The sequence below is a fragment of the Bradyrhizobium genosp. A genome, assembly GCF_049949275.1.
Lineage (GTDB): Bacteria > Pseudomonadota > Alphaproteobacteria > Rhizobiales > Xanthobacteraceae > Bradyrhizobium.
Map to the genome: position 1 here is coordinate 716457 of NZ_CP188196.1, position 19029 is coordinate 735485.

Annotated in this window: 14 protein-coding genes; 7 read left to right on the forward strand and 7 right to left on the reverse strand. The window is 62.0% G+C overall.

Annotation, left to right across the window (positions count from 1 at the left end; all coding sequences use genetic code 11):
* Positions 1–25 precede the first annotated feature (25 nt).
* Both ACP2YP_RS03260 and ACP2YP_RS03265 read left to right on the forward strand, forming a co-directional pair.
* Positions 26–304: a DUF1488 domain-containing protein gene (locus tag ACP2YP_RS03260; protein WP_426422208.1), complete on the forward strand. Its 279-nt coding sequence runs from the start codon at positions 26–28 to the stop codon at positions 302–304.
* Positions 305–459: 155 nt separating this feature from the next.
* Positions 460–5370 (forward strand): AAA domain-containing protein, encoded by a 4911-nt coding sequence (locus ACP2YP_RS03265; protein WP_426422210.1) that lies wholly within the window; start codon positions 460–462, stop codon positions 5368–5370.
* 135 nt (positions 5371–5505) lie between these two features.
* Here ACP2YP_RS03265 and rpmB read toward each other — a convergent pair whose 3' ends face one another.
* Positions 5506–5817, reverse strand: a complete 312-nt coding sequence (gene rpmB / locus ACP2YP_RS03270) for a 50S ribosomal protein L28 (RefSeq protein ID WP_426422211.1) — start codon at positions 5815–5817, stop codon at positions 5506–5508.
* Between the two features lie 585 nt (positions 5818–6402).
* On the opposite strand from rpmB, the gene ACP2YP_RS03275 reads away from it, so the two are divergent.
* The 5 genes from ACP2YP_RS03275 (at position 6403) to ACP2YP_RS03295 (ending at position 13097) form a co-directional block, all read left to right on the forward strand.
* A complete protein-coding gene (locus ACP2YP_RS03275) occupies positions 6403–7212 on the forward strand; it encodes a DUF3108 domain-containing protein (RefSeq protein ID WP_426426459.1) in 810 nt (269 codons plus the stop codon).
* 570 nt (positions 7213–7782) lie between these two features.
* Positions 7783–11175, forward strand: coding sequence for a helicase-related protein (locus ACP2YP_RS03280; protein WP_426422212.1), 3393 nt, complete (start codon positions 7783–7785; stop codon positions 11173–11175).
* Between the two features lie 49 nt (positions 11176–11224).
* Entirely contained in the window at positions 11225–11455 is a 231-nt protein-coding gene (locus ACP2YP_RS03285; RefSeq protein ID WP_426422214.1) for a S4 domain-containing protein, read from the forward strand.
* Positions 11456–11587: 132 nt separating this feature from the next.
* Positions 11588–11926: a ferredoxin FdxA gene (fdxA, locus tag ACP2YP_RS03290; protein WP_148751923.1), complete on the forward strand. Its 339-nt coding sequence runs from the start codon at positions 11588–11590 to the stop codon at positions 11924–11926.
* 349 nt (positions 11927–12275) lie between these two features.
* The gene (locus ACP2YP_RS03295; RefSeq protein ID WP_426422215.1) at positions 12276–13097 is read left to right on the forward strand and encodes a CarD family transcriptional regulator; all 822 of its coding nucleotides are present in this window, start codon (positions 12276–12278) and stop codon (positions 13095–13097) included.
* Between the two features lie 188 nt (positions 13098–13285).
* Here ACP2YP_RS03295 and ACP2YP_RS03300 read toward each other — a convergent pair whose 3' ends face one another.
* The 6 genes from ACP2YP_RS03300 to cyoB are packed head-to-tail and all read right to left on the reverse strand — an operon-like array spanning position 13286 to position 19015.
* Complete coding sequence (locus ACP2YP_RS03300; protein WP_426422216.1) at positions 13286–13819, reverse strand: response regulator transcription factor; 534 nt, start codon at positions 13817–13819, stop codon at positions 13286–13288.
* A complete protein-coding gene (locus ACP2YP_RS03305; protein ID WP_426422217.1) occupies positions 13809–15194 on the reverse strand; it encodes an ATP-binding protein in 1386 nt (461 codons plus the stop codon). The genes ACP2YP_RS03300 and ACP2YP_RS03305 overlap by 11 nt, the downstream gene beginning before the upstream one ends.
* Positions 15166–16014 carry an SURF1 family protein gene (locus tag ACP2YP_RS03310; RefSeq protein WP_426422219.1) on the reverse strand — a complete coding sequence of 283 codons (849 nt, stop codon included), beginning with the start codon at positions 16012–16014 and terminating at the stop codon, positions 15166–15168. The genes ACP2YP_RS03305 and ACP2YP_RS03310 overlap by 29 nt, the downstream gene beginning before the upstream one ends.
* Positions 16011–16391: a cytochrome o ubiquinol oxidase subunit IV gene (cyoD, locus tag ACP2YP_RS03315; protein ID WP_426422221.1), complete on the reverse strand. Its 381-nt coding sequence runs from the start codon at positions 16389–16391 to the stop codon at positions 16011–16013. The genes ACP2YP_RS03310 and cyoD overlap by 4 nt, the downstream gene beginning before the upstream one ends.
* Entirely contained in the window at positions 16388–17017 is a 630-nt protein-coding gene (cyoC, locus tag ACP2YP_RS03320; protein ID WP_426422222.1) for a cytochrome o ubiquinol oxidase subunit III, read from the reverse strand. Before cyoC ends, cyoD begins: the two co-directional genes overlap by 4 nt.
* The gene (gene cyoB / locus ACP2YP_RS03325; RefSeq protein ID WP_426422224.1) at positions 17018–19015 is read right to left on the reverse strand and encodes a cytochrome o ubiquinol oxidase subunit I; all 1998 of its coding nucleotides are present in this window, start codon (positions 19013–19015) and stop codon (positions 17018–17020) included.
* Positions 19016–19029: the final 14 nt, after the last annotated feature.

Genomic DNA, 19029 nt, shown 5'->3' on the forward strand with positions numbered 1-19029 from the left:
TAACCCGCGCAACAGGAGTACACACATGACCCTCACCAGCGGCCGCTTTGTCGGCCACGAACAGGACCGGGGGATCGTCCAGTTCTCGATGCAGGACGGCGCGAGGGAGGTTCCCTGCGCGATCTCGACCTCGGCGATGGACGATCTCGAACGTGGGCCGCGATCCCGCCCCGAGCAGCGCGAAGCCCAGTTCATCCGCCTCCGCGACCGCATCGAAGCCCGCGCCGCGAGCAAGTACCGCGCGACGGAGTTCGAGGGGACGCCACCGGGGATCGTGCTGCGGAGTATTGATTTTCGGGGGTAGGGCGGCGAGCGTGTAGCCGTCGGCTCTACGACAGCAATTATAGCAAATTTGGTCCCAGATCAGGCGAGACGATCAACAGATCCTCCCTACTTTCGGATACTAAGGGTTGAATCCTGACCTCCTACGCGCTGTGATGCCACGCGGGAGGGGGATTCATGACTGACGTGCGACAAAAGTTGGTAGGTCTGCTTGACTATGTTGAGCAGGTAATACGGCTCGACGAGAAAGTAGCTTACGAACTATCTGAATACCGTCTGCCGGATGGTTCGACTTTCGCCGTTACAAACTCAGATACACACAATTTGCCTTCGGTTAGACACGACACTCGTGATGAAGAAGGCCCAGTGTGGCTTGAAATAGATCGGCTTTCGCGGAGGGAGCCGCCAGTTCCGCCGGCCGAACTCGCCGACTGGATAGCGCTATCCGCTGATCCTAATCGTGTACCAGACGTGCGACCCGAGCGTATAGTCACAGTCTCAGCTCGCGAGCGCGACGCCGCGCTCTCTATCGGCCAGGTCAGGCCGGATGACGTTCTCGAAGCACCGCGCAAACGTCGAGGAGAGAACGAAGTAGCTCTCTTTGATCTCAAGCTCCGCCTTGAGGACCGCCCGGAGCTTGCTGCGTCCATCGAGCGTTGGATCACGGAAATTTGGAGCCCATGGGCGGTCGTCGAGCAACCTCGACGTCGCACGATTGCGCTCTATCAGGTGCTCTACAAGATATTTCAGCTCCTAGAAGTCGGCGGAGCGGAAAGCTCGATTGAACTGATATGGGGCATCGGCATCGTACAGTGGCAGAAAGAGGGCCGCGCGATTAATCGTCCGCTGCTTGAGCGAAGAGCCGAGATCGAACTTGATGATAGTCGCGGCGGGATGATTCGTATTCGTCCGACAAGCGCCGACGCGGCGTTTGATCTGAAGCCCTACGAGGAGGTCGGCGTAGCTAATCTCGCTGGATTGTCGGATATGATGCGGCGCGAGATTCAGCGCGCCGGCGAGAATGAAGGAATTTCGCCGTTCTCGCGCGACAGCTTTGAGCCCATCTTGTCTGCTGCTGGCGCTCGCTTAGACCCCGAAGGAGTTTACTCCCCTGAAGTGGGCGTAAAGCCACCGTCAGCCACAGCGTCGTCTCCATCGCGGCTTGTTGTGAGTGACAAATGGGTCATTTTTGCTCGTCCACGATCTCAACACGTCATTCTGCACGACATTGATCGAATTCGAAAGTCAGCGGAAGACAGTGAACGTCCATTGGAAGGTCTTGCGAAGAGGCTCGTTACACCCCCTTCGTCCGACGTGGGCAGCGATGGATGGCGGCCGCTGGGTGCAAGGATTGGTGAGACGTCGGCCGCCGGCACCGAAGGACTGGAGGAGCGCGAATCGTCAGACGTCTTCTTCCCAAAGCCGTTCAATGATGATCAGCTTGAAATCGTACGACGGCTGTCAAAGTCAGACGGACTAGTTGTTCAGGGCCCTCCTGGGACCGGAAAGACTCACACGATCGCAAATCTTATTTGTCATGCCATGGCGACGGGGCAACGCGTTCTTGTCGTGTCCCGCGGAGAAGCTGCCCTCGCCGTGCTGAAGCAACAGCTCCCGAAGGAGGTTCAGCAGCTTGCAATTTCTGTCCTGTCGAACGAGAGGGAGGGCCTCCGGCAAGTTGAGAGTGCCATACGCGAAGTTCAAGGTGTAGTCGAAGGAACGCAGCCCGAGAGCCGAAGAGCAGCGATCGTTCGATTGGAGCAGGAGCTGAAAGGACTGCAGATACGGGTTGCGACAATTGATCGCGAACTTGATGAGATCGCTTCCAATCATCTTGCAAAGATCGGGCCGAAGAACGAAAGCCCCGCCGAATTGGCTCAGCGCTTAGTTCGAGAGCGAGCGGTCCACGAATGGTTCGTTGATAGGCCTGTTCGCTTCTCGTCAGAGATCGATCTTAATGATCGGGATATTTTTTCCCTTTACGAAGCCCGTACTCGATCGGGGAGTTTGCTCGATCACATCGATGTTTCCTTTCCATCATCAGCCGATCTTCCGAGCGGTAACGACATTGCGGCATGTCACGGCGATTTAGTCGCCGCGGCTCGTCACAGCACTGAGGCGGGGCGTGGTCCGGCTCTTGGACTTAGGGTGACTGCCGGCAATGCAGCCCAAACGGTCGAGTTGGCGCAATCGCTCGATGCGTTGGTAAGGGTTAGAGAGGTTTGCGCGACGTCAGCAATCTGGTTGGAATCGTTTCGACAATCTGCGCTCACAGAGCGAGCGCATCCGTGGATAGCGCATTTAAGGGAGCGTATAGCCGAATCGCAGCGGTTGACCGAAGAGAGAGCTACTCTATTGCGTCGACCAGTAGAGATCCCTCACGGCTTGCTCGACGATCAGGGCGCGATAGAGGCCGTTGAACGAGCAGCTGATGGTCAGAGGCTGTGGCCCTTGGTGAGCTTTGGGCGCGGAGCAGCGAAGGCGCATGTAGGGAGCATTCGTCTAGATGGTGTGTTCCCAAAAGAGGATGATCAACGTGCTTGGCGCCATGTAGCTGACGTAATCGCAAATATGTTGCGGCAGAGAGAAGCCAGGGGGCGATGGGAGGCCTTTGCTCAGGAAATAGGAGCGCCGACCGGTAGCGGTTTCAAAACCGCGATCGACTTGTCCGCTCATGTGCTCAGAGTTTGCGACGATGCACGGAAGAAGCGGGGTATTCTAGGAGCTCTTGCAGGCGATAGCTTCGTCATCGAGGATCTGGCGGAGCAGCCGGAAATCTGCCTCGGCTTGGCAACGCAACTTCGTGCTGCTGCGAGTTCGGCCAATCTTGCGGGCGCTAGCAAGCTCCGTGAGCGAACGTTGGCTTACTTCGATCAGAGCGAGGATAGAACATCGGTATTGGCAAAGCAGCTGCTCTCGGAGGCGTTGGGCAATGTCAGTATCGATTCAGAAAGGATAGCGGCAGCCTGGAACGGTGTTTTGAGGCGACTGGATCAGCTCAAGAGTCTGGCGAATGATTTTGAGACAATCAAGCAAACTACGAGCCGGCTCGCCGAGGCAGGAGCTCCAAGCTGGGCAAATCGGCTGCGGGTGGAGATTGCTGGGCCAGACGAAGTGATCGCTCGCAGTTCTTGGCGCGATTCGTGGGACTATGCAGCATCAGAATCTCTGCTTGATCGAATTGATGCGCGGCATCGTTTGATCGACCTTATGAGAGAGCGAGAAGAGGACGATAAGCGCTGTCGGAAGCTGTTTGGTGAAATTGTTCGCGAGCGTACGTTCTATGCGCTCGAAAGAAGACTCTCTCCTGCGATAAAGGCGGCTCTTGTCGAATTTGTGCGGGCCTTGGCCAGGATTGGTCGAGGTACAGGCAAAGCAGCATGGACCCATCGGAGAACGGCCCGCGATGCAATGGCCCGTTGCTACAGTGCCGTGCCGTGTTGGATTATGCCGACATGGCGAGTAGCAGAGCAGTTGCCGGCAGATATTGGTGTTCTGGACCTTGTTATTATTGACGAAGCTTCGCAGTCGGACATTACAGAGCTGCCAGCACTGTTGCGCGGAAAGAAAATTCTAGTCGTTGGTGATGATCGGCAGGTTAGTCCGACGGCTCCATTTGTAACGCAGGAGAAGATCGGGCAGCTTCGTCATCATTACCTGGGGGATATGCCGTTCAAGAGTCTGCTCGAACCGGGTGAGAGTATCTATGATTTGATGCGAGCGGTTTTTCCGGATCAGAGGTTGATGCTGAAAGAACATTTTCGCTGCGTTGAACCTATCATACAGTTTTCGATGCAGTTCTATCCAGAGAGAATGCTACCGCTTCGGATACCATCTGCTAGCGAAAGATTAGATCCTCCGCTCGTTGACATTTTTGTTCCTCATGGTTCCCGAGGGCGCTCCAAAAAAATAAATTCGGCAGAAGCCGAAGTCATCGTGGAGGACATCGCAAGGCTAACAGGATTGCCTGAAATGCGAGAGCGCACCATTGGGGTTATTTCTCTGGTCGGCAAAGAACAAGCCGAACACATTCGTACGAAGCTTTCGGAGGCGGTCGGCGAGGAAATCATGCAGCGCCATGCCATCCTCTGCGGCGACAGTGCAACGTTTCAGGGTTCAGAGCGAGATGTTGTCTATCTTTCGATGGTTGCTGACTCGTCACATAAAACTGCGCTCACCATGTTGCGGTACGAGCAGCGATTTAACGTGGCGGTCTCGCGAGCCCGCGATCGTGTAGTTTTGGTGCGATCGGTGCGGCGAGAGGAGTTGAATCCGAACGATCTGAAGGCTCGCCTTATTGCGCACTTCGAAAGACCAATGCCAGATCGCGAAAAGGTTTCGGACGCTCTATCGACATGTGAGTCGAACTTTGAGCGCGACTTAATGCAGCGATTGCTGGAGCGCGGTTACCGCGTTCACGGTCAGGTGGGTTCGATTGGATATCGAATCGATATGGTTGTTGAAGGTGCGACCGGAGCTCGGCTTGCTGTTGAGTGCGATGGTGATCGATATCATGGGCCAGAACATTGGCAGCAAGACATGCGACGGCAGCGAACATTGGAGCGTGTTGGTTGGCGGTTCTGGCGGTGTTTCGCCTCTAGCTTCTATCGAGATCCTGATGCGATTTTAGGTGATCTGTGCGGGCTGCTTTCGCGTATGGGCATTGAGCCAATTCTAAATGACGCTAGAGGAGATTTAGTTCACAGGTACACTGAACATCGGGTCATTCAGATGCCGTCGCAGGACTTTGTCGCCAGTCTTGTTGAGCAAGCCGAAGGCGCTGAGATCGACACATCGAGCTCTGCCCCAATTGGGGGCAAGATCAGAATAGGGGACAAGGTTGTGCTTGTCTTCGCAGATGATCAGAAAAGATTGTCGGTGCGGTTGGTGGAGGGAGCAAACGATTTGGATAAGGGAAGGCTCTCGGTGGGGACACCTCTCGGCCAAGCCGTCTTGATGGCCGAAGAGGGGGACGAAGTTGATCTCGTTCTCGAGCATGGCAAGCTCAGAAAGGTCCTGATTGAAGGTGTTGAAAGTACTCACACCGTAGTCTCGGCTGAGACTCGGCGAGATGAGGTCGCGATCTGACCGCCGCATGTTTTTGATCGGCGGTGCCCAAAAACAAAAACGGCCGGATCTTTCGATCCGGCCGCAACGCAAAACTCAACTTGGCTAAGAACGCCACGCGACGCAACTTAGCCCCCGCCCGATTCCAAAATTCGCTTAGCTGGCCTTCTTGACCGGCGCAGGCGTCGGGCCGACCTTCTTCTGGATGGCACGCTTCAGCTCGAGGGCGCGCGGCGACAGCACGTCGGCCTTGGCCTTGAGCAGGAAGGCGTCGAGGCCGCCATTGTGGTCGACGCTCTTGACCGCGTTGGTCGAGACGCGCAGGCGCACGTTGCGCTCCAGGGCTTCCGAGATGAACGTCACGTTGACGAGGTTCGGCAGGAAGCGGCGCTTGGTCTTGATGTTGGAGTGGCTGACCTTGTGGCCGACGAGGGGGCCCTTGGCCGTCAGTTCGCAGCGGCGAGACATGTCACAAATCCTTCAGTCTAAGCCCCCAACGAGTTGCGGCCGCCATCCGGGGCGCCACGGGGGCAAATTCTCTGTCCTTGCAGGGAGCGGGCGGACGTATAGGGGGGAAGCGGCGGGACGTCAAGGCGACGGGCCGTTTTTGGCCCGTCGTGCCGGGGCGGGCGCGAGACCGAACCCGGGGTCTCAAGCCGCAGAATAGGTGCGCTCCCTCCCCCGCCTGCGGGGGAGGGGTGGGGAGAGGGTGCCTCAACGGTGGGGCAGTTGCTAGCAGGGATGGTGCCCCCAAGAGGAGAGAGCCCTCACCCGCGCTGCGCGCGACCTCTCCCGCACGCGGGAGAGGTGTTGGAGCCCGGGGCGAGAGCGCGGGCCGACCACCAAAACGGCAATGTTTGAAACGCCTTACCATCACATAAAGGGCGTATTCACCGCCGAAAGAGTCCACTGAGTTCCCGGCTCTCGGCGCCCGGATGCATTGCTTGCGGCCGTAACAGGCTTAAGTAACAGACACTCGCTTCCCGATTGGATCGTCTCGTGCACGCCTCACCCCTCTTTCCGCCCCGGCTGCGCTCGGCCGGCCGGCTGGCGCTGGCCGCTCTTGGCGGGCTGGTCGTGGCGTGGGCGGCGGAGCCGGCGGCGGCTCAGGGCAAGCTCGAGGCGCAGTATGAGGCGACGCTCTCAGGCATTCCGGTCGGCCGCGGCGCCTGGAACATCGATATCCAGGACGATTTGTTTTCCGCCGCCGCCTCCGGTGGCACCACCGGGATCCTGAAATCGTTCGCGGGCGGGTCCGGCACCGGCGCTAGCCAAGGCCGCGTCGTCAATGGCGCGCTGGTCGCAACCGCCTACCAGGCCTCCACCACCACCTCGAAGAAGACCGAAGAGATCCACATCACCCTCGACAAGGGCAATGTGAAGGAGTTCGGCATCATTCCGGAGCCGCCTGTTGATGCCGACCGCATCGTCGTCACCGAGGCCCATCGCCGCGGCGTCTGGGATCCGATGACGGCCTCGCTGCTGCGCGTGCCCGGCACCGGCGATGTGCTGTCCGCAGAGGCCTGCCACAGCAGCGCCGCCGTGTTCGACGGCCGCATGCGCTACGAGCTCAAGCTCGATTTCAAGCGCATGGAGACCGTTAAGGCCGAGAAGGGCTATCGCGGGCCGGTCGTGGTCTGCGCGCTCTATTTCGTGCCTGTCGCCGGCTACATCCCCGACCGCCCCGTGATCAAATACCTCGCCGCCCAGCGCAACATCGAGATCGCCTTCGCGCCGGTCGCGGGCACGCGGATTCTGGTCCCGTTCTGGCTGAAAGTGCCGACGCCCTTGGGGCCGGCGATGCTGGAAGCAACCAGCTTCATCACCACCGCCCAGCCGCCAAGGGTCGCGAAGACGCAGTAGCCGCCGCTGCTGCGGTCATCCTAGTGATATCAACGACTTACCTACTGTGCATGGGGTTGTTTTCGCGACATGGGCTGAGAGGGCCTCGGATCCCGGAATCCATTTGACTCCTGCCCGATTCTGATTCGACTCCGTGCCGTCCCCAACTTAACGAAATCCGTCATCAAATCGTCGCTTGTGCGACAGCCCAAAACTCCATCTAGTGCGATGGAAATCAGAGTCCCGCGACATGTTGCGTGAACGTAACAGGACTCACCGGGGAGTCAGCGATTCGGCCGCGATTCGTTCTAGAGTCGTTCCGGAGCTTAAGGCCACAAGGAAAAGCGTCGCAAAGTGAGACAGTTGCGCGGGATTTGGGGGAACGCCACCGCATACTCCGCTGTCATGCCCCGGCTTGACCGGGGCATCCAGTACGCCGCGGCCCCTCGGCTCAGCCACAGTCGCCTCGGCGTACTGGATCGCCCGGTCAAGCCGGGCGATGACAGTTGTGCGTATGGCGAGCGCTCCACACCCCGCCGCCCCAAACAGCACTGACATTCGCCCCAATCGCCATTACCTAATCAACCAGACATGGCCTTTTCTCCCTCCCCCTTCGCTTCCGAGCGCGCGCCTTCCGATCGCGTGCCTGGCGCCGGCGTCACTGCGGTGCTCGGGCCGACCAACACCGGCAAGACCCATCTCGCCATCGAACGGATGCTCGCGCATTCCTCAGGGCTGATCGGGCTGCCGCTGCGGCTGTTGGCGCGCGAGGTCTACAACAAGATCGTCGGGCGCGTCGGCGCAGATAGCGTCGCGCTGATCACCGGCGAGGAGAAGATCAAGCCGAAGAACCCGCGCTATTGGGTCTCGACGGTCGAGGCGATGCCGCGCGACCTCGACGTCTCCTTCCTCGCCGTCGACGAGATCCAGATCGCCTCCGACCTGGAGCGCGGCCACGTCTTCACCGACCGCATCCTCAACCGCCGCGGCCGCGACGAGACGCTGCTCTTGGGCGCTGCCACCATGCGCCCGATCATCGAGCGGCTGCTGCCCGGCGTCTCCATGATCACCCGTCCCAGGCTGTCGCAGCTCGAATTCGCCGGCGACCGCAAGATCACGCGCCAGCCGCGCCGGACGGCGATTGTCGCGTTCTCGGCGGACGAGGTCTACGCCATCGCCGAGCTGGTCAAGCGCCAGCATGGCGGCGCCGCGGTGGTGCTGGGTTCGCTGTCGCCGCGCACACGGAACGCACAAGTCGAGATGTTCCAGAACGGCGACGTCGATTATCTCGTCGCCACCGACGCCGTCGGCATGGGCCTCAATCTCGACGTCGACCACGTCGCCTTTGCCTCCGACCGCAAGTTCGACGGCTATCAGTTCCGTAGGCTCACGCCGGCCGAGTTCGCGCAGATTGCCGGCCGCGCCGGCCGCGCCACGCGCAACGGAACCTTCGGCACCACCGGCCGCTGCGGCCCGTTCGAGCCCGAGCTCGTGAACGCGCTCCAGAACCACATCTTCGACCCCGTGAAGATGCTGCAATGGCGCAACGCGAAGCTCGATTTCTCCTCGCTCGGCGCGCTGCAGGTGTCGCTGAACCTGTCCCCCGGCCATGAGACGTTGACGCGGGCGCCCATCGCGGAAGACATGCGCGTGCTCGACCACGCCGCCCGTGACGTCGAGGTGCGCGATATCGCGCATGGCAAGGCCGCCGTGGAACGCCTCTGGGAGGCCTGCCAGGTCCCTGACTACCGAAAACTGTCGCCGGCGGCCCACGCCGAGCTCGTCACCACGCTTTACGGCTTCCTGATGCAGAAGGGATGCATTCCCGACTCCTGGTTTGCCGCCCAGATCGACCAGGCCGACCGCATCGACGGCGACATCGACACGCTGTCGGCCCGAATCGCGCAGATCCGCACCTGGACCTTCGTCGCCAACCGCCCGGACTGGCTGAAAGACCCCGAACGCTGGCAGGGGATCGCCCGCGAGGTCGAAAATAAATTATCGGATGCGCTCCATGAACGCTTGACTGAGCGTTTCGTTGATCGCCGGACCAGTGTATTGATGCGCCGCCTGCGGGAGAACACGAGCTTGAATACGGAAATCGGCAAGACCGGCGAAGTCATCGTCGAAGGCCATGTCATCGGCCGCCTCGATGGCTTCACCTTTGCACCGGATGCGGCGGAAGCCGGCTCCGATGCGAAAGCCTTGCAGGCTGCCGCGCAAGCGGTGCTCGCCGGCGAGATCAACACGCGTGCCGAAAGGCTGGGCAACGCTCCGGACGATCAGTTCGTGCTGACCTCGGACGGCACCATCCGCTGGACCGGCGATGCGGTGGCGCGGCTGACCGCCGCAGAGGAGGCGCTGCATCCGCGCATCCGCATCATCTCGGATGAGCGTTTGACGGGTGCGCCCCGTGAGAAGGTGCAGGCGCGGCTCGACCTCTGGCTCAAGACGCATATCGAAAAGCTGCTCGGGCCGATGTTCGAGCTGTCCAAGGCCGAGGACGTCACCGGCATTGCCCGCGGCATCGCCTATCAGCTCGTCGAGGCGCTCGGCGTGCTCGAGCGTCCGAAGATTGCCAACGAGCTGAAGGATCTCGACCAGCCTTCGCGCGCGACCTTGCGCAAATACGGCGTCCGCTTCGGCGCCTATCACATCTATTTCCCCGGCATTCTGAAGCCCGCCGCGCGTGCGCTGGCAGCGCTGTTGTGGGCGCTGAAGCAGGACAATGTCGATCTCTCGGCACTATCAGGCGCGCAGCATCTGGCATCGTCGGGTCGCACCTCATTCCCGGTCGACAAGAGCCTGCCGCGCGATGCCTATCGCGTGCTCGGCTACAAGCAGGCCGGCGAGCGCGCCGTCCGCGTCGACATTCTGGAGCGCCTGGCCGATTTGATCCGCCCGGCGCTGGCCTGGCGCGACAACTCGCCCGGCGAAAAACCGGCCGGCGCGTTCGACGGCCGCGGTTTTGTGGTGACGCAGGCGATGACCTCGCTCACCGGCTCCGCCGGCGAGGATTTTGCCTCGGTGCTGCGCGCGCTCGGCTATCGCATGGAGAAACGTGCGCCGCTGCCGCCGAAGCCGGCCGCGCCTGCTGCGGAGACGCCGGCGGATGAAGCTTCCACCGAGACGCTTGCGACCGAGGAGGCCGCAGTCGCCGCAGACACTGCAATCGAAGCCGCTGCCGAACCGGTCACCGTCGAAGACGCGCCCGGCATGGAGCAGCACGACGAGCCCGCGCAAGAAGAGCCGGCGCTCGAAGCCTCGCCTGAGGCGCCCGTCACACCCGAAGATGCCCCCGGCATCGCGCCGCCGGTGGAAGAGGCCGCTGCACCCGCAGAGGCCGCCGCTGAAATTGCTCCCGCCGAAACCGCCGCAACGGAAGCTGCCGCATCACCCGATGCTGCTGCGCCTGTTGAAGCAGCGGCAACGCCCGCCGAGCCCGAGCTTATCGAGGTCTGGCGTCCCGGCGGCCGTCACGAGGATCGCAAGCCGCGCCACGAGCGCCATCGCCATCAGCGCCACAACAACCAGCGTCCACAGGCCAGTGTTGAGGCTGGCGCCGCGCCCGCCGAGGGTGAAGCAGCACAAGCTGCCGACGGCGAGAAGCGTAACGAGCGTCATCGTCATGGCGGCGGTCATCGTCGCGATGGGGCTAAGGACTTCCGCAAGCCGCGCGAAGGTGGTGCCGAAGGCGCGCCGCGTCCAGAGGGGCGCGACGACAAGAACCGCCGCTTCGAAGGCAAGGACCGTGACAACAAGGATCGCAACCGCGACAACAAGAAGTTCGGTGGCGATCGCGACAAGGGCCGCGACAATCGTGGCCGCGACCGCGACAAGGGCCGCGACCGCCAGGGCGGTCCGTCGCTGCGTCCCTACGCCTCCAGCGCGAACCCGCGCGAGCGCGACCGTCCGGTCGATCCGAACTCGCCGTTTGCAAAACTGGCCGCACTGAAAGAGCAACTCGCCGGTCGCAAGGAGTGATCCCACGACCGAGCGGCAGCGCCTCGATAAATGGCTGTGGCACGCGCGGGTGGTGAAGGCGCGCACCTCTGCCGCTGAGCTCGTCGAGTCCGGCCATGTCCGCATCAACGGCACGCGCGAGAAGTCGCCGGGCCATGCGATCAAGGTCGGCGATGTGATCACGGTCGCGCTCGACCGCACCGTGCGCGTGTTGAAGGTGACTGATTTCAACGAACGCCGCGGCGATGCGGCATCGGCGCGCGCGCTCTATGAGGAGCTCGGCGACGTAAAGCGCAATTAATTGCGCGTCCCGTTCATTTCTTGGTCGATCAACCACATAAAGCCGTCATGATCGGGGCTTCCCGACCTTGCAGCGCCGGGCCATCCGCGCTACGCAAGCCGCGACTTTTGAATAAGCTTTCCGGAGCGTTGGATGACTTACGTCGTCACTGAAGCCTGCATCAAGTGCAAGTACACCGACTGCGTCGAGGTCTGCCCGGTCGACTGTTTCTACGAGGGCGAGAACATGCTCGTCATCCATCCTGACGAATGCATAGACTGCGGCGTGTGCGAGCCGGAATGCCCCGCCGACGCCATCAAGCCGGACACGGAACCGGGCCTGGAAAAGTGGCTCCAGGTCAACGCCGATTACGCCAAGAGCTGGCCGAACATCACCCAGAAGAAAGAATCACCCGACGACGCCAAGGAATTCGATGGGATGGAAGGGAAGTTCGAGAAATATTTTTCTCCGAACCCCGGCTCCGGAGACTAAATTCCGTCGCAAACTTAACCCTAATACCTTCGTTAGTGTCGAAAACCAGCCCTGAAGACCCCTAAATCATTGATTTTTGCGGGAAATGTGCTATATTGGGCACATTAAGCTGAACCCCGGTCAGCCCAGTTGGCCCCGCCGGGTTCCCGTGAAACCAAATGTCGAACAGGGGCGTGGCAGTTTCCGCGCGCAGGCTGTGTCACAGAAAACGCGTAAAAAGAGTACTTCAGCGAGGGCTTCCCATAAGGAGGCCAAAAAAGTCGCCGCGGCCAGCCGTAGCGCATCCAAGGGTCGGGCCGCTGCCAAGGCGCCGCCGGCTGCAAAGTCCTCGAAGAACAAAAGAAGCGCAATGCCTCACAAGACTGCCAAACCGGCCGCGAAAGCGACCGTTGCCAAGCCTGCTGTTGCCAAGGCGCCCGTTGCCAAGGCTCCCGCTGCCAAGGCTCCCGCTGCCAAGCCTGTTGCTCCGAAGGCCCCTGTTGCTGCCGCCCCTGCCAAGGCTCCCGTTGCTGCTGCGAAGCCGGCCGTGAAGGCCGCCGCACCTGCGCCGAAGGTCGAGGAAAAGAAGGTCGTGACTCAGCGTCAGGGCTTCAAGGCCAATGAATTCGTCGTCTATCCCGCTCACGGCGTCGGCCAGATCCTGGCCATCGAGGAGCAGGAGATCGCCGGCGCGAAGCTCGAGCTGTTCGTCATCAATTTCATCAAGGACAAGATGACGCTGCGCGTTCCGACCGCCAAGGTCGCCAACGTCGGCATGCGCAAACTGTCCGAGCCCGCGCTGGTCAGGAAGGCGCTCGAGACGCTCAAGGGCCGCGCTCGCGTCAAGCGCACCATGTGGTCGCGTCGCGCCCAGGAATACGAAGCGAAGATCAATTCGGGCGACATCGTCGCGATCGCGGAAGTCGTGCGCGACCTCTATCGCTCGGAGTCGCAGCCGGAGCAGTCCTACAGCGAACGTCAGCTCTATGAAGCCGCGCTCGATCGTCTGTCCCGCGAGATCGCGGTGGTGCAGCACTCGACCGAGACCGAAGCGGTCAAGGAGATCGAGGCCCAGCTCGCCAAGAGCCCGCGCCGCAACGCCAAGGCGGAAGCCACCGAGGGCGAAGGCGAGGCGGATGCCGAGGGCGATACCGATGGCGACGACACCACCGTCGCCGACGAGGCCGCGTAAGCCTCTCGCATCGATCGCAATAGATCAAAAGCCCGGCCGTTCGGCCGGGCTTTTTGTTCGATGCTTCGCTTCGTAGGGGTTGGCGATGCTTAATCGGTCTCTTTTGCGTCCACGCAAAAAGAGCAAGGTGGGTTACGCCAGCGGACCGCGCTTAGCGCCACGGCAAGGGTAACCGAGCCAAGCTTGCACTACTTGACCGGCCGCTTCTCGAGCTTTCGCGCCAGCGTGCGCCGGTGCATGCCCAGCCTTCTTGCCGCCTCCGAAATATTGAAATCCGTCTCGATCAGCGTCTGGTGGATGCGCTCCCATTCGAGCGTCTTGATCGAGGTCGGCCGCACGTCCAGCGCGACCTCGGCGTTGCCTTCGGCCTTGTTGAAGGCGGCTTCGATGTCGTCGGTGTTGGAGGGTTTTGCGAGGTAGTGGCAGGCACCGAGCTTGATGGCCTCGACGGCGGTCGAGATGCTGGCGAAGCCCGTCAGCACCACGATCAGCATTTCTTCGTCGTGGGTGTGCAGCAGCTCGACACAAGCGAGACCGGAGGCGCCGCCGAGCTTGAGGTCGACCACGGCGTAGCCGAAGGATCGTCCTTCCAGAACTTTCCGGACGTCTTCGATCGAGGCGGCGAGCACGACCTCGTAGCCGCGGCGCTCGAACGAGCGTTTCAGCGTGCGCGCAAAGCCTTCGTCGTCCTCGACGACGATGAGCGAACGGTCAGGCGTCAAAACTGCCTCCGATCGCGAGCGTGGCGAGCGGCAAGGTCAGGCGGACGGTGGCGCCGCGCTTCCTGTGGTTCTCGGCGGTCACGCTGCCCCCTAACTTGCGCACCACGTTCACCACCAGGAACAGGCCGAGCCCGCCGCCGGCGCGGCCTTTGCTCGACTGATAGGGCTTCCCGAGCTGTGCCAGCATTTCCGGCGCGAAGCCCGGGCCGCGGTCGCTGATCGAGAGCACCAGATTGTCGCCCTCGCGCTCGGCGAGCAGCTCCACCCACTCGCGCGAGACTTCATAGGCGTTGTCGAGGACGTTGAAGATCACCTGCTTCAGCGCGACGTCGGAGACGATCGCGACGTCCTCGCCGAAGGTGTTGACGAAATAGAGCGTCCGCGCCGATCGCGCGTTGCGCCATTCCTCGACCAGCGCGGTGACGAAGGCGGTCACCGTCGTCGGCGACGATCCCTCACCGCGGGCCTCGCCGGCCGACACCAGAATGCCCGTCACGATGGTCTTGCAGCGTTGCAGCGAGGTTTCCATCTCGGTGAGGTCCTCGGCGAGCTCCTGATCGGCGGCGAGATCCGGCATGCGACGCCAATCGCTGAGGATGACGGAGAGCGAGGCGAGCGGCGTGCCGAGCTCATGCGCGGCGCCGGAGGCGAGCAGGCCCATGCGGACGATGTGATCCTGCTCGGCGGCATGCTGACGCAGTGCCGCCAGATGCGCGTCGCGCTCGCGCAAATTCCTGTTGATGCGGGTGACGAACACGACCAGCAGCACGGCGTTGAGGATGAAGCCCAGCAGCATGCCGGTGACGGTGAGCGTATAGGTCTCGCTCAGCGGATTCGGCGGCAGGTCGAGTGGCCGGTAGGCCATCGTCAGCCACACGAAGCTCGCGCAGCTTAGCGCCACCAGCGACCAGGTCGAGCGGGCATCGAGCAGCACCGCACCGAGCGTGACCTGGAGCAGGAACAGCGAAGTGAAGGGATTGGTGGCGCCGCCGCTGAGGTAAAGCTGCGCGGTCAGCGCGGCGACGTCGAGCATCAGCGCGACCAGCAGCTCATTGTTGGTGATCGCGGCACGATGGCGCACCCAGACCAGGCTCGAGACATTGAGCAGCACCAGCGCGCCGATCACCGCGCCCATGCGGGTGAGGGGCAGGGGAATGCCGAGCCAGAAATGCACGCCGCCGATCGTCACGATCTGGCCGACCACCGCGGTCCAGCGCAGCTGGATCAGCAGCGCCATGTTCTTGCGGTTGGTCTCGTCGTCGGTCGGGGCTGCGCCGGCCAGCTCCCTGCGCGCGTCCGCCTGCGACTGCAGCGTGACGGCCAGCTCGCCAAAATTGTTCCCGTCGTCAGGTCGGTTCGACGATCGTTCCAGCATCTGATCCCGTCCTGCGGGCGGAAGCATCGGGGCCGCCGGCCGGTTCGTGGACGAAGCGCCTGCAGCGGAACAGCCCGCCGCCGAATGTGACGAGAAGTCTACCGGCCAGCATGAAAGCCAGGGCAAACCACGTCAGCGCGTAGATCAGGTGGTTATTGGGAAAGCGGATCACGGTCAATCCGCCGATGGGACCGCCGCCGGATTGTGATCCGGCGTCGGCATCGACGAAGAAGGGCGCGACGTCCTGGAGGTCGCGTGCGGCCGCAATCGCGGCGACATCGCGCGAATACCAGCGGTTGTGCTGGGGCACGTTGTCCCTGAGAAATCCGCGCTTCGGCTCTGTGATGCGCAGGAGCCCGGTGACCTCGATCTGGCCGTCCGGATTGCTGGCCTGGCGCGTCGATGGGTCGCGCCGCTCGGATGGCACGAAGCCGCGGTTGATCAGGACAAGCGTGCCGTCGGCGCGCTGGAGCGGCGTCAGCACCCAATAGCCGGGGCCTTCCTCGGTGACGGCCTGAACCAGGGTCTCGCGATCGTGCAGGAAGCGGCCGGAGACGCTGACACGCCGGTATTCGTCGCCGGCGGCGGTGATCGCCGGCCAAGCTGCACGCGCGGGGATCGGCTGCGCCGGGGCATGAACGCGTTGCTCGACGCGGTCGATCAGCGCGAGCTTCCAGGTGCGGCGCTCGACCTGCCAGACGCCGAGGGCGATCAGAACAACGAGGGCGGTGAGCGAGAGAACCGTGAGCCACAGGTGCGGACGCGCAGCCCTTGCGGGGCTGCGCGGTTCGTTATCCCCGGGCCTCACGAGGTCGCTCACTTCATTCCCGTCATCTCGTGGATCGGCATCATGTTGCTGTTGAGGTGGTTCATCACCCACAGCGAACCGGACAGCGCGATCACCACCATCACGATGGTGAAGATCAGCGCCATCATGCTCCAGCCGTTCTCGGACTTGGGGCTCATGTGCAGGAAGTAGATCATGTGCACGACGATCTGGACGACCGCAAAGGCCATGATGACCAGCGCGGTGATCTGCTTGCTCGGCAGCGTGCCGCTCATCACCAGCCAGAACGGGATCGCGGTGAGCACCACCGAGAGCACGAAGCCGAGCATATAGGTCGAGAACGTGCCATGGGCGTGGCCGTCGTCGTGATGATGGCCGTCCGCATGGGCGGCGTGGGTGTCGGTGTTCATCGCAGAACTCCCAGGAGATAGACGAAGGTGAAGACGCCGATCCAGACCACGTCGAGGAAGTGCCAGAACATCGACAGGCACATCAGGCGACGGCGGTTGGCCTCGATCAGGCCGAAGCGCCAGACCTGCACCATCAAGGTCACCAGCCAGATCAGGCCGCAACTGACGTGCAGGCCGTGGGTGCCGACCAGGGTGAAGAAGGCGGACAGGAAGGCACTGCGCTGCGGCGTGGCGCCTTCATGGATCATGTGGGCGAACTCGGTGAGCTCGATGCTGATGAAGGCGACGCCGAACAGGCCGGTGATCAGGAGCCACATCTGCGTCTGGGCGATCTTGTTCTGCTGCATCGTCAGCATCGCAAAACCATAGGTGATCGACGACAGCAGCAGCATCGAGGTGTTGACCGCGACCAGGTTGAGGTCGAACAGGTCCTTCGGCGCGGGTCCGGCGGCGTAGTTGGCGCCGAGCACGCCGAAGGCGGCGAACAGCATCGCGAAGATGAGGCAGTCGCTCATCAGATAGATCCAGAAGCCGAGCGCGGTGCTGTAGCCTTCCGGATGCGGATGTTCGTCGGCGAGGTAGAAGACCGGCTCGCCGGTTTGGGTGGGATTGACAGCGACAGTCATTTACTTGGCTCCGGCGAGCAGTTTGGTGCGCGCATCTTCGGTCCGGATGACGTCGTCAGCCGGAATGTCGAAGTCGCGGTGATAGTTGAAGGTGTGACCAATGCCGACGACGAGCATCGCGGCGAAACTGACGGCGGCAAGCCACCAGATGTACCAGATCAGGCCGAACCCCATCGCGGTGGCGAAGCCGGCGAGAATGATGCCGGTGCCGGTGCTGCTGGGCATGTGGACCGGCTTGAAGCCGGTGAGCGGACGCTGGTAGCCGCGGCGCTTCATGTCCCACCACGCGTCATTGTCGTGAACGACGGGCGTGAAGGCGAAGTTGTAGTCCGGCGGAGGCGAAGACGTCGCCCATTCCAGCGTGCGCGCGTCCCAGGGATCGCCGGTGACGTCCTTGAGCTGCTCGCGCTTGAGGAAAGAGACCGCGAACTGCATCAGCATGCTGAGGATGCCGAGGAAGACGAGGCCGGCGCCGATCGCGGCGATGACGAACCAGATCTGGAGTGAGGGATCGTCAAACACGCGCAGGCGGCGGGTCACGCCCATCAGGCCGAGCACGTAAAGCGGCATGAAGGCCATGTAGAAGCCGGTGACCCAGAACCAGAACGACAGCTTGCCCCAGAACGGATCGAGCTTGAAGCCGAACGCCTTCGGGAACCAGTAGTTGATGCCGGCAAACGCGCCGAACACCACGCCGCCGATGATCACGTTGTGGAAGTGCGCGATCAGGAACAGGCTGTTGTGCAGGACGAAGTCGGCCGGCGGCACTGCGAGCAGTACGCCGGTCATGCCGCCGAGCACGAAGGTCAACATGAAGGCGATCGTCCACAGCATCGGCAGCTCGAAGCGGATACGGCCGCGATACATCGTGAACAGCCAGTTGAACATCTTCGCGCCCGTCGGGATCGAGATGATCATCGTGGTGATGCCGAAGAACGAGTTGACGCTGGCGCCCGAGCCCATCGTGAAGAAGTGGTGCAGCCAGACCAGGTACGACAGGATGGTGATGACCACCGTGGCGTAGACCATCGAGGTGTAGCCGAACAGCCGCTTGCCGGAGAAGGTCGAGGTCACTTCGGAGAAGATGCCGAAGGCGGGGAGAACCAGGATGTAGACCTCGGGATGGCCCCAGATCCAGATCAGGTTCACGTACATCATCGGGCTGCCGCCGAAATCGTTCGTGAAGAAGTTGGTGCCGACGTAACGGTCGAGCGAGAGCAGCGCGAGCACGACGGTCAGGACGGGGAAGGAGGCGACGATCAGGATGTTGGTGCAGAGCGCGGTCCAGGTGAACACCGGCATCCGCATCATGGTCATGCCGGGGCATCGCAGCTTGACGATGGTGCAGATCAAGTTGATGCCGGACAGTGTCGTGCCGACGCCGGCGACCTGCAGCGCCCAGATGTAATAGTCGACGCCGACGTCAGGACTGTAGCCGATGTTCGACAGCGGCGGATAAGCCAGCCAGCCGGTCCGGGCGAATTCGCCGATGAACAGCGAGGCCATCACCAGCACCGCGCCGCCGACCGTCATCCAGAAGCTGAAATTGTTCAGGAACGGGAATGACACGTCGCGCGCGCCGATCTGGAGCGGAACAACGTAGTTCATCAGGCCGGTGACCAGCGGCATCGCCACGAAGAAGATCATGATCACGCCGTGGGCGGTGAAGACCTGGTCGTAGTGATGGGCGGGGAGGAAGCCTTCGGACCCGTTGAACGCGAGCGCCTGCTGCGCACGCATCATCAGCGCGTCGGCGAAGCCGCGCAGCAGCATCACGATGCCGAGGATCATGTACATGATGCCGATGCGCTTGTGGTCGACAGTGGTGAACCACTCGCGCCACAGATAGCCCCAGAGGCGGAAATAGGTCACGCCGGCGAACAGCGTGATGCCGCCGAGCGCGACCATCACGAAGGTACCGACCAGGATCGGCTCGTGCAGCGGCAGCGAATCGATGCCGAGACGGCCGAAGATGAGCTTGAGAAGATCAGGAGACATGCGAGCTCTCTTTA

Bases quoted from the DNA above. Each gene is read 5' to 3' on its own strand.
- ACP2YP_RS03260 (WP_426422208.1), top strand. From the start codon at position 26: ATGACCCTCACCAGCGGCCGCTTTGTCGGCCACGAACAGGACCGGGGG.
- ACP2YP_RS03295 (WP_426422215.1), top strand. From the start codon at position 12,276: ATGCCTCACAAGACTGCCAAACCGGCCGCGAAAGCGACCGTTGCCAAG.
- cyoC (WP_426422222.1), bottom strand. From the start codon at position 17,017: ATGACTGTCGCTGTCAATCCCACCCAAACCGGCGAGCCGGTCTTCTAC.
- ACP2YP_RS03280 (WP_426422212.1), top strand. From the start codon at position 7,783: ATGGCCTTTTCTCCCTCCCCCTTCGCTTCCGAGCGCGCGCCTTCCGAT.
- cyoB (WP_426422224.1), bottom strand. From the start codon at position 19,015: ATGTCTCCTGATCTTCTCAAGCTCATCTTCGGCCGTCTCGGCATCGAT.
- fdxA (WP_148751923.1), top strand. From the start codon at position 11,588: ATGACTTACGTCGTCACTGAAGCCTGCATCAAGTGCAAGTACACCGAC.
- cyoD (WP_426422221.1), bottom strand. From the start codon at position 16,391: ATGAACACCGACACCCACGCCGCCCATGCGGACGGCCATCATCACGAC.
- rpmB (WP_426422211.1), bottom strand. From the start codon at position 5,817: ATGTCTCGCCGCTGCGAACTGACGGCCAAGGGCCCCCTCGTCGGCCAC.
- ACP2YP_RS03265 (WP_426422210.1), top strand. From the start codon at position 460: ATGACTGACGTGCGACAAAAGTTGGTAGGTCTGCTTGACTATGTTGAG.
- ACP2YP_RS03305 (WP_426422217.1), bottom strand. From the start codon at position 15,194: ATGCTGGAACGATCGTCGAACCGACCTGACGACGGGAACAATTTTGGC.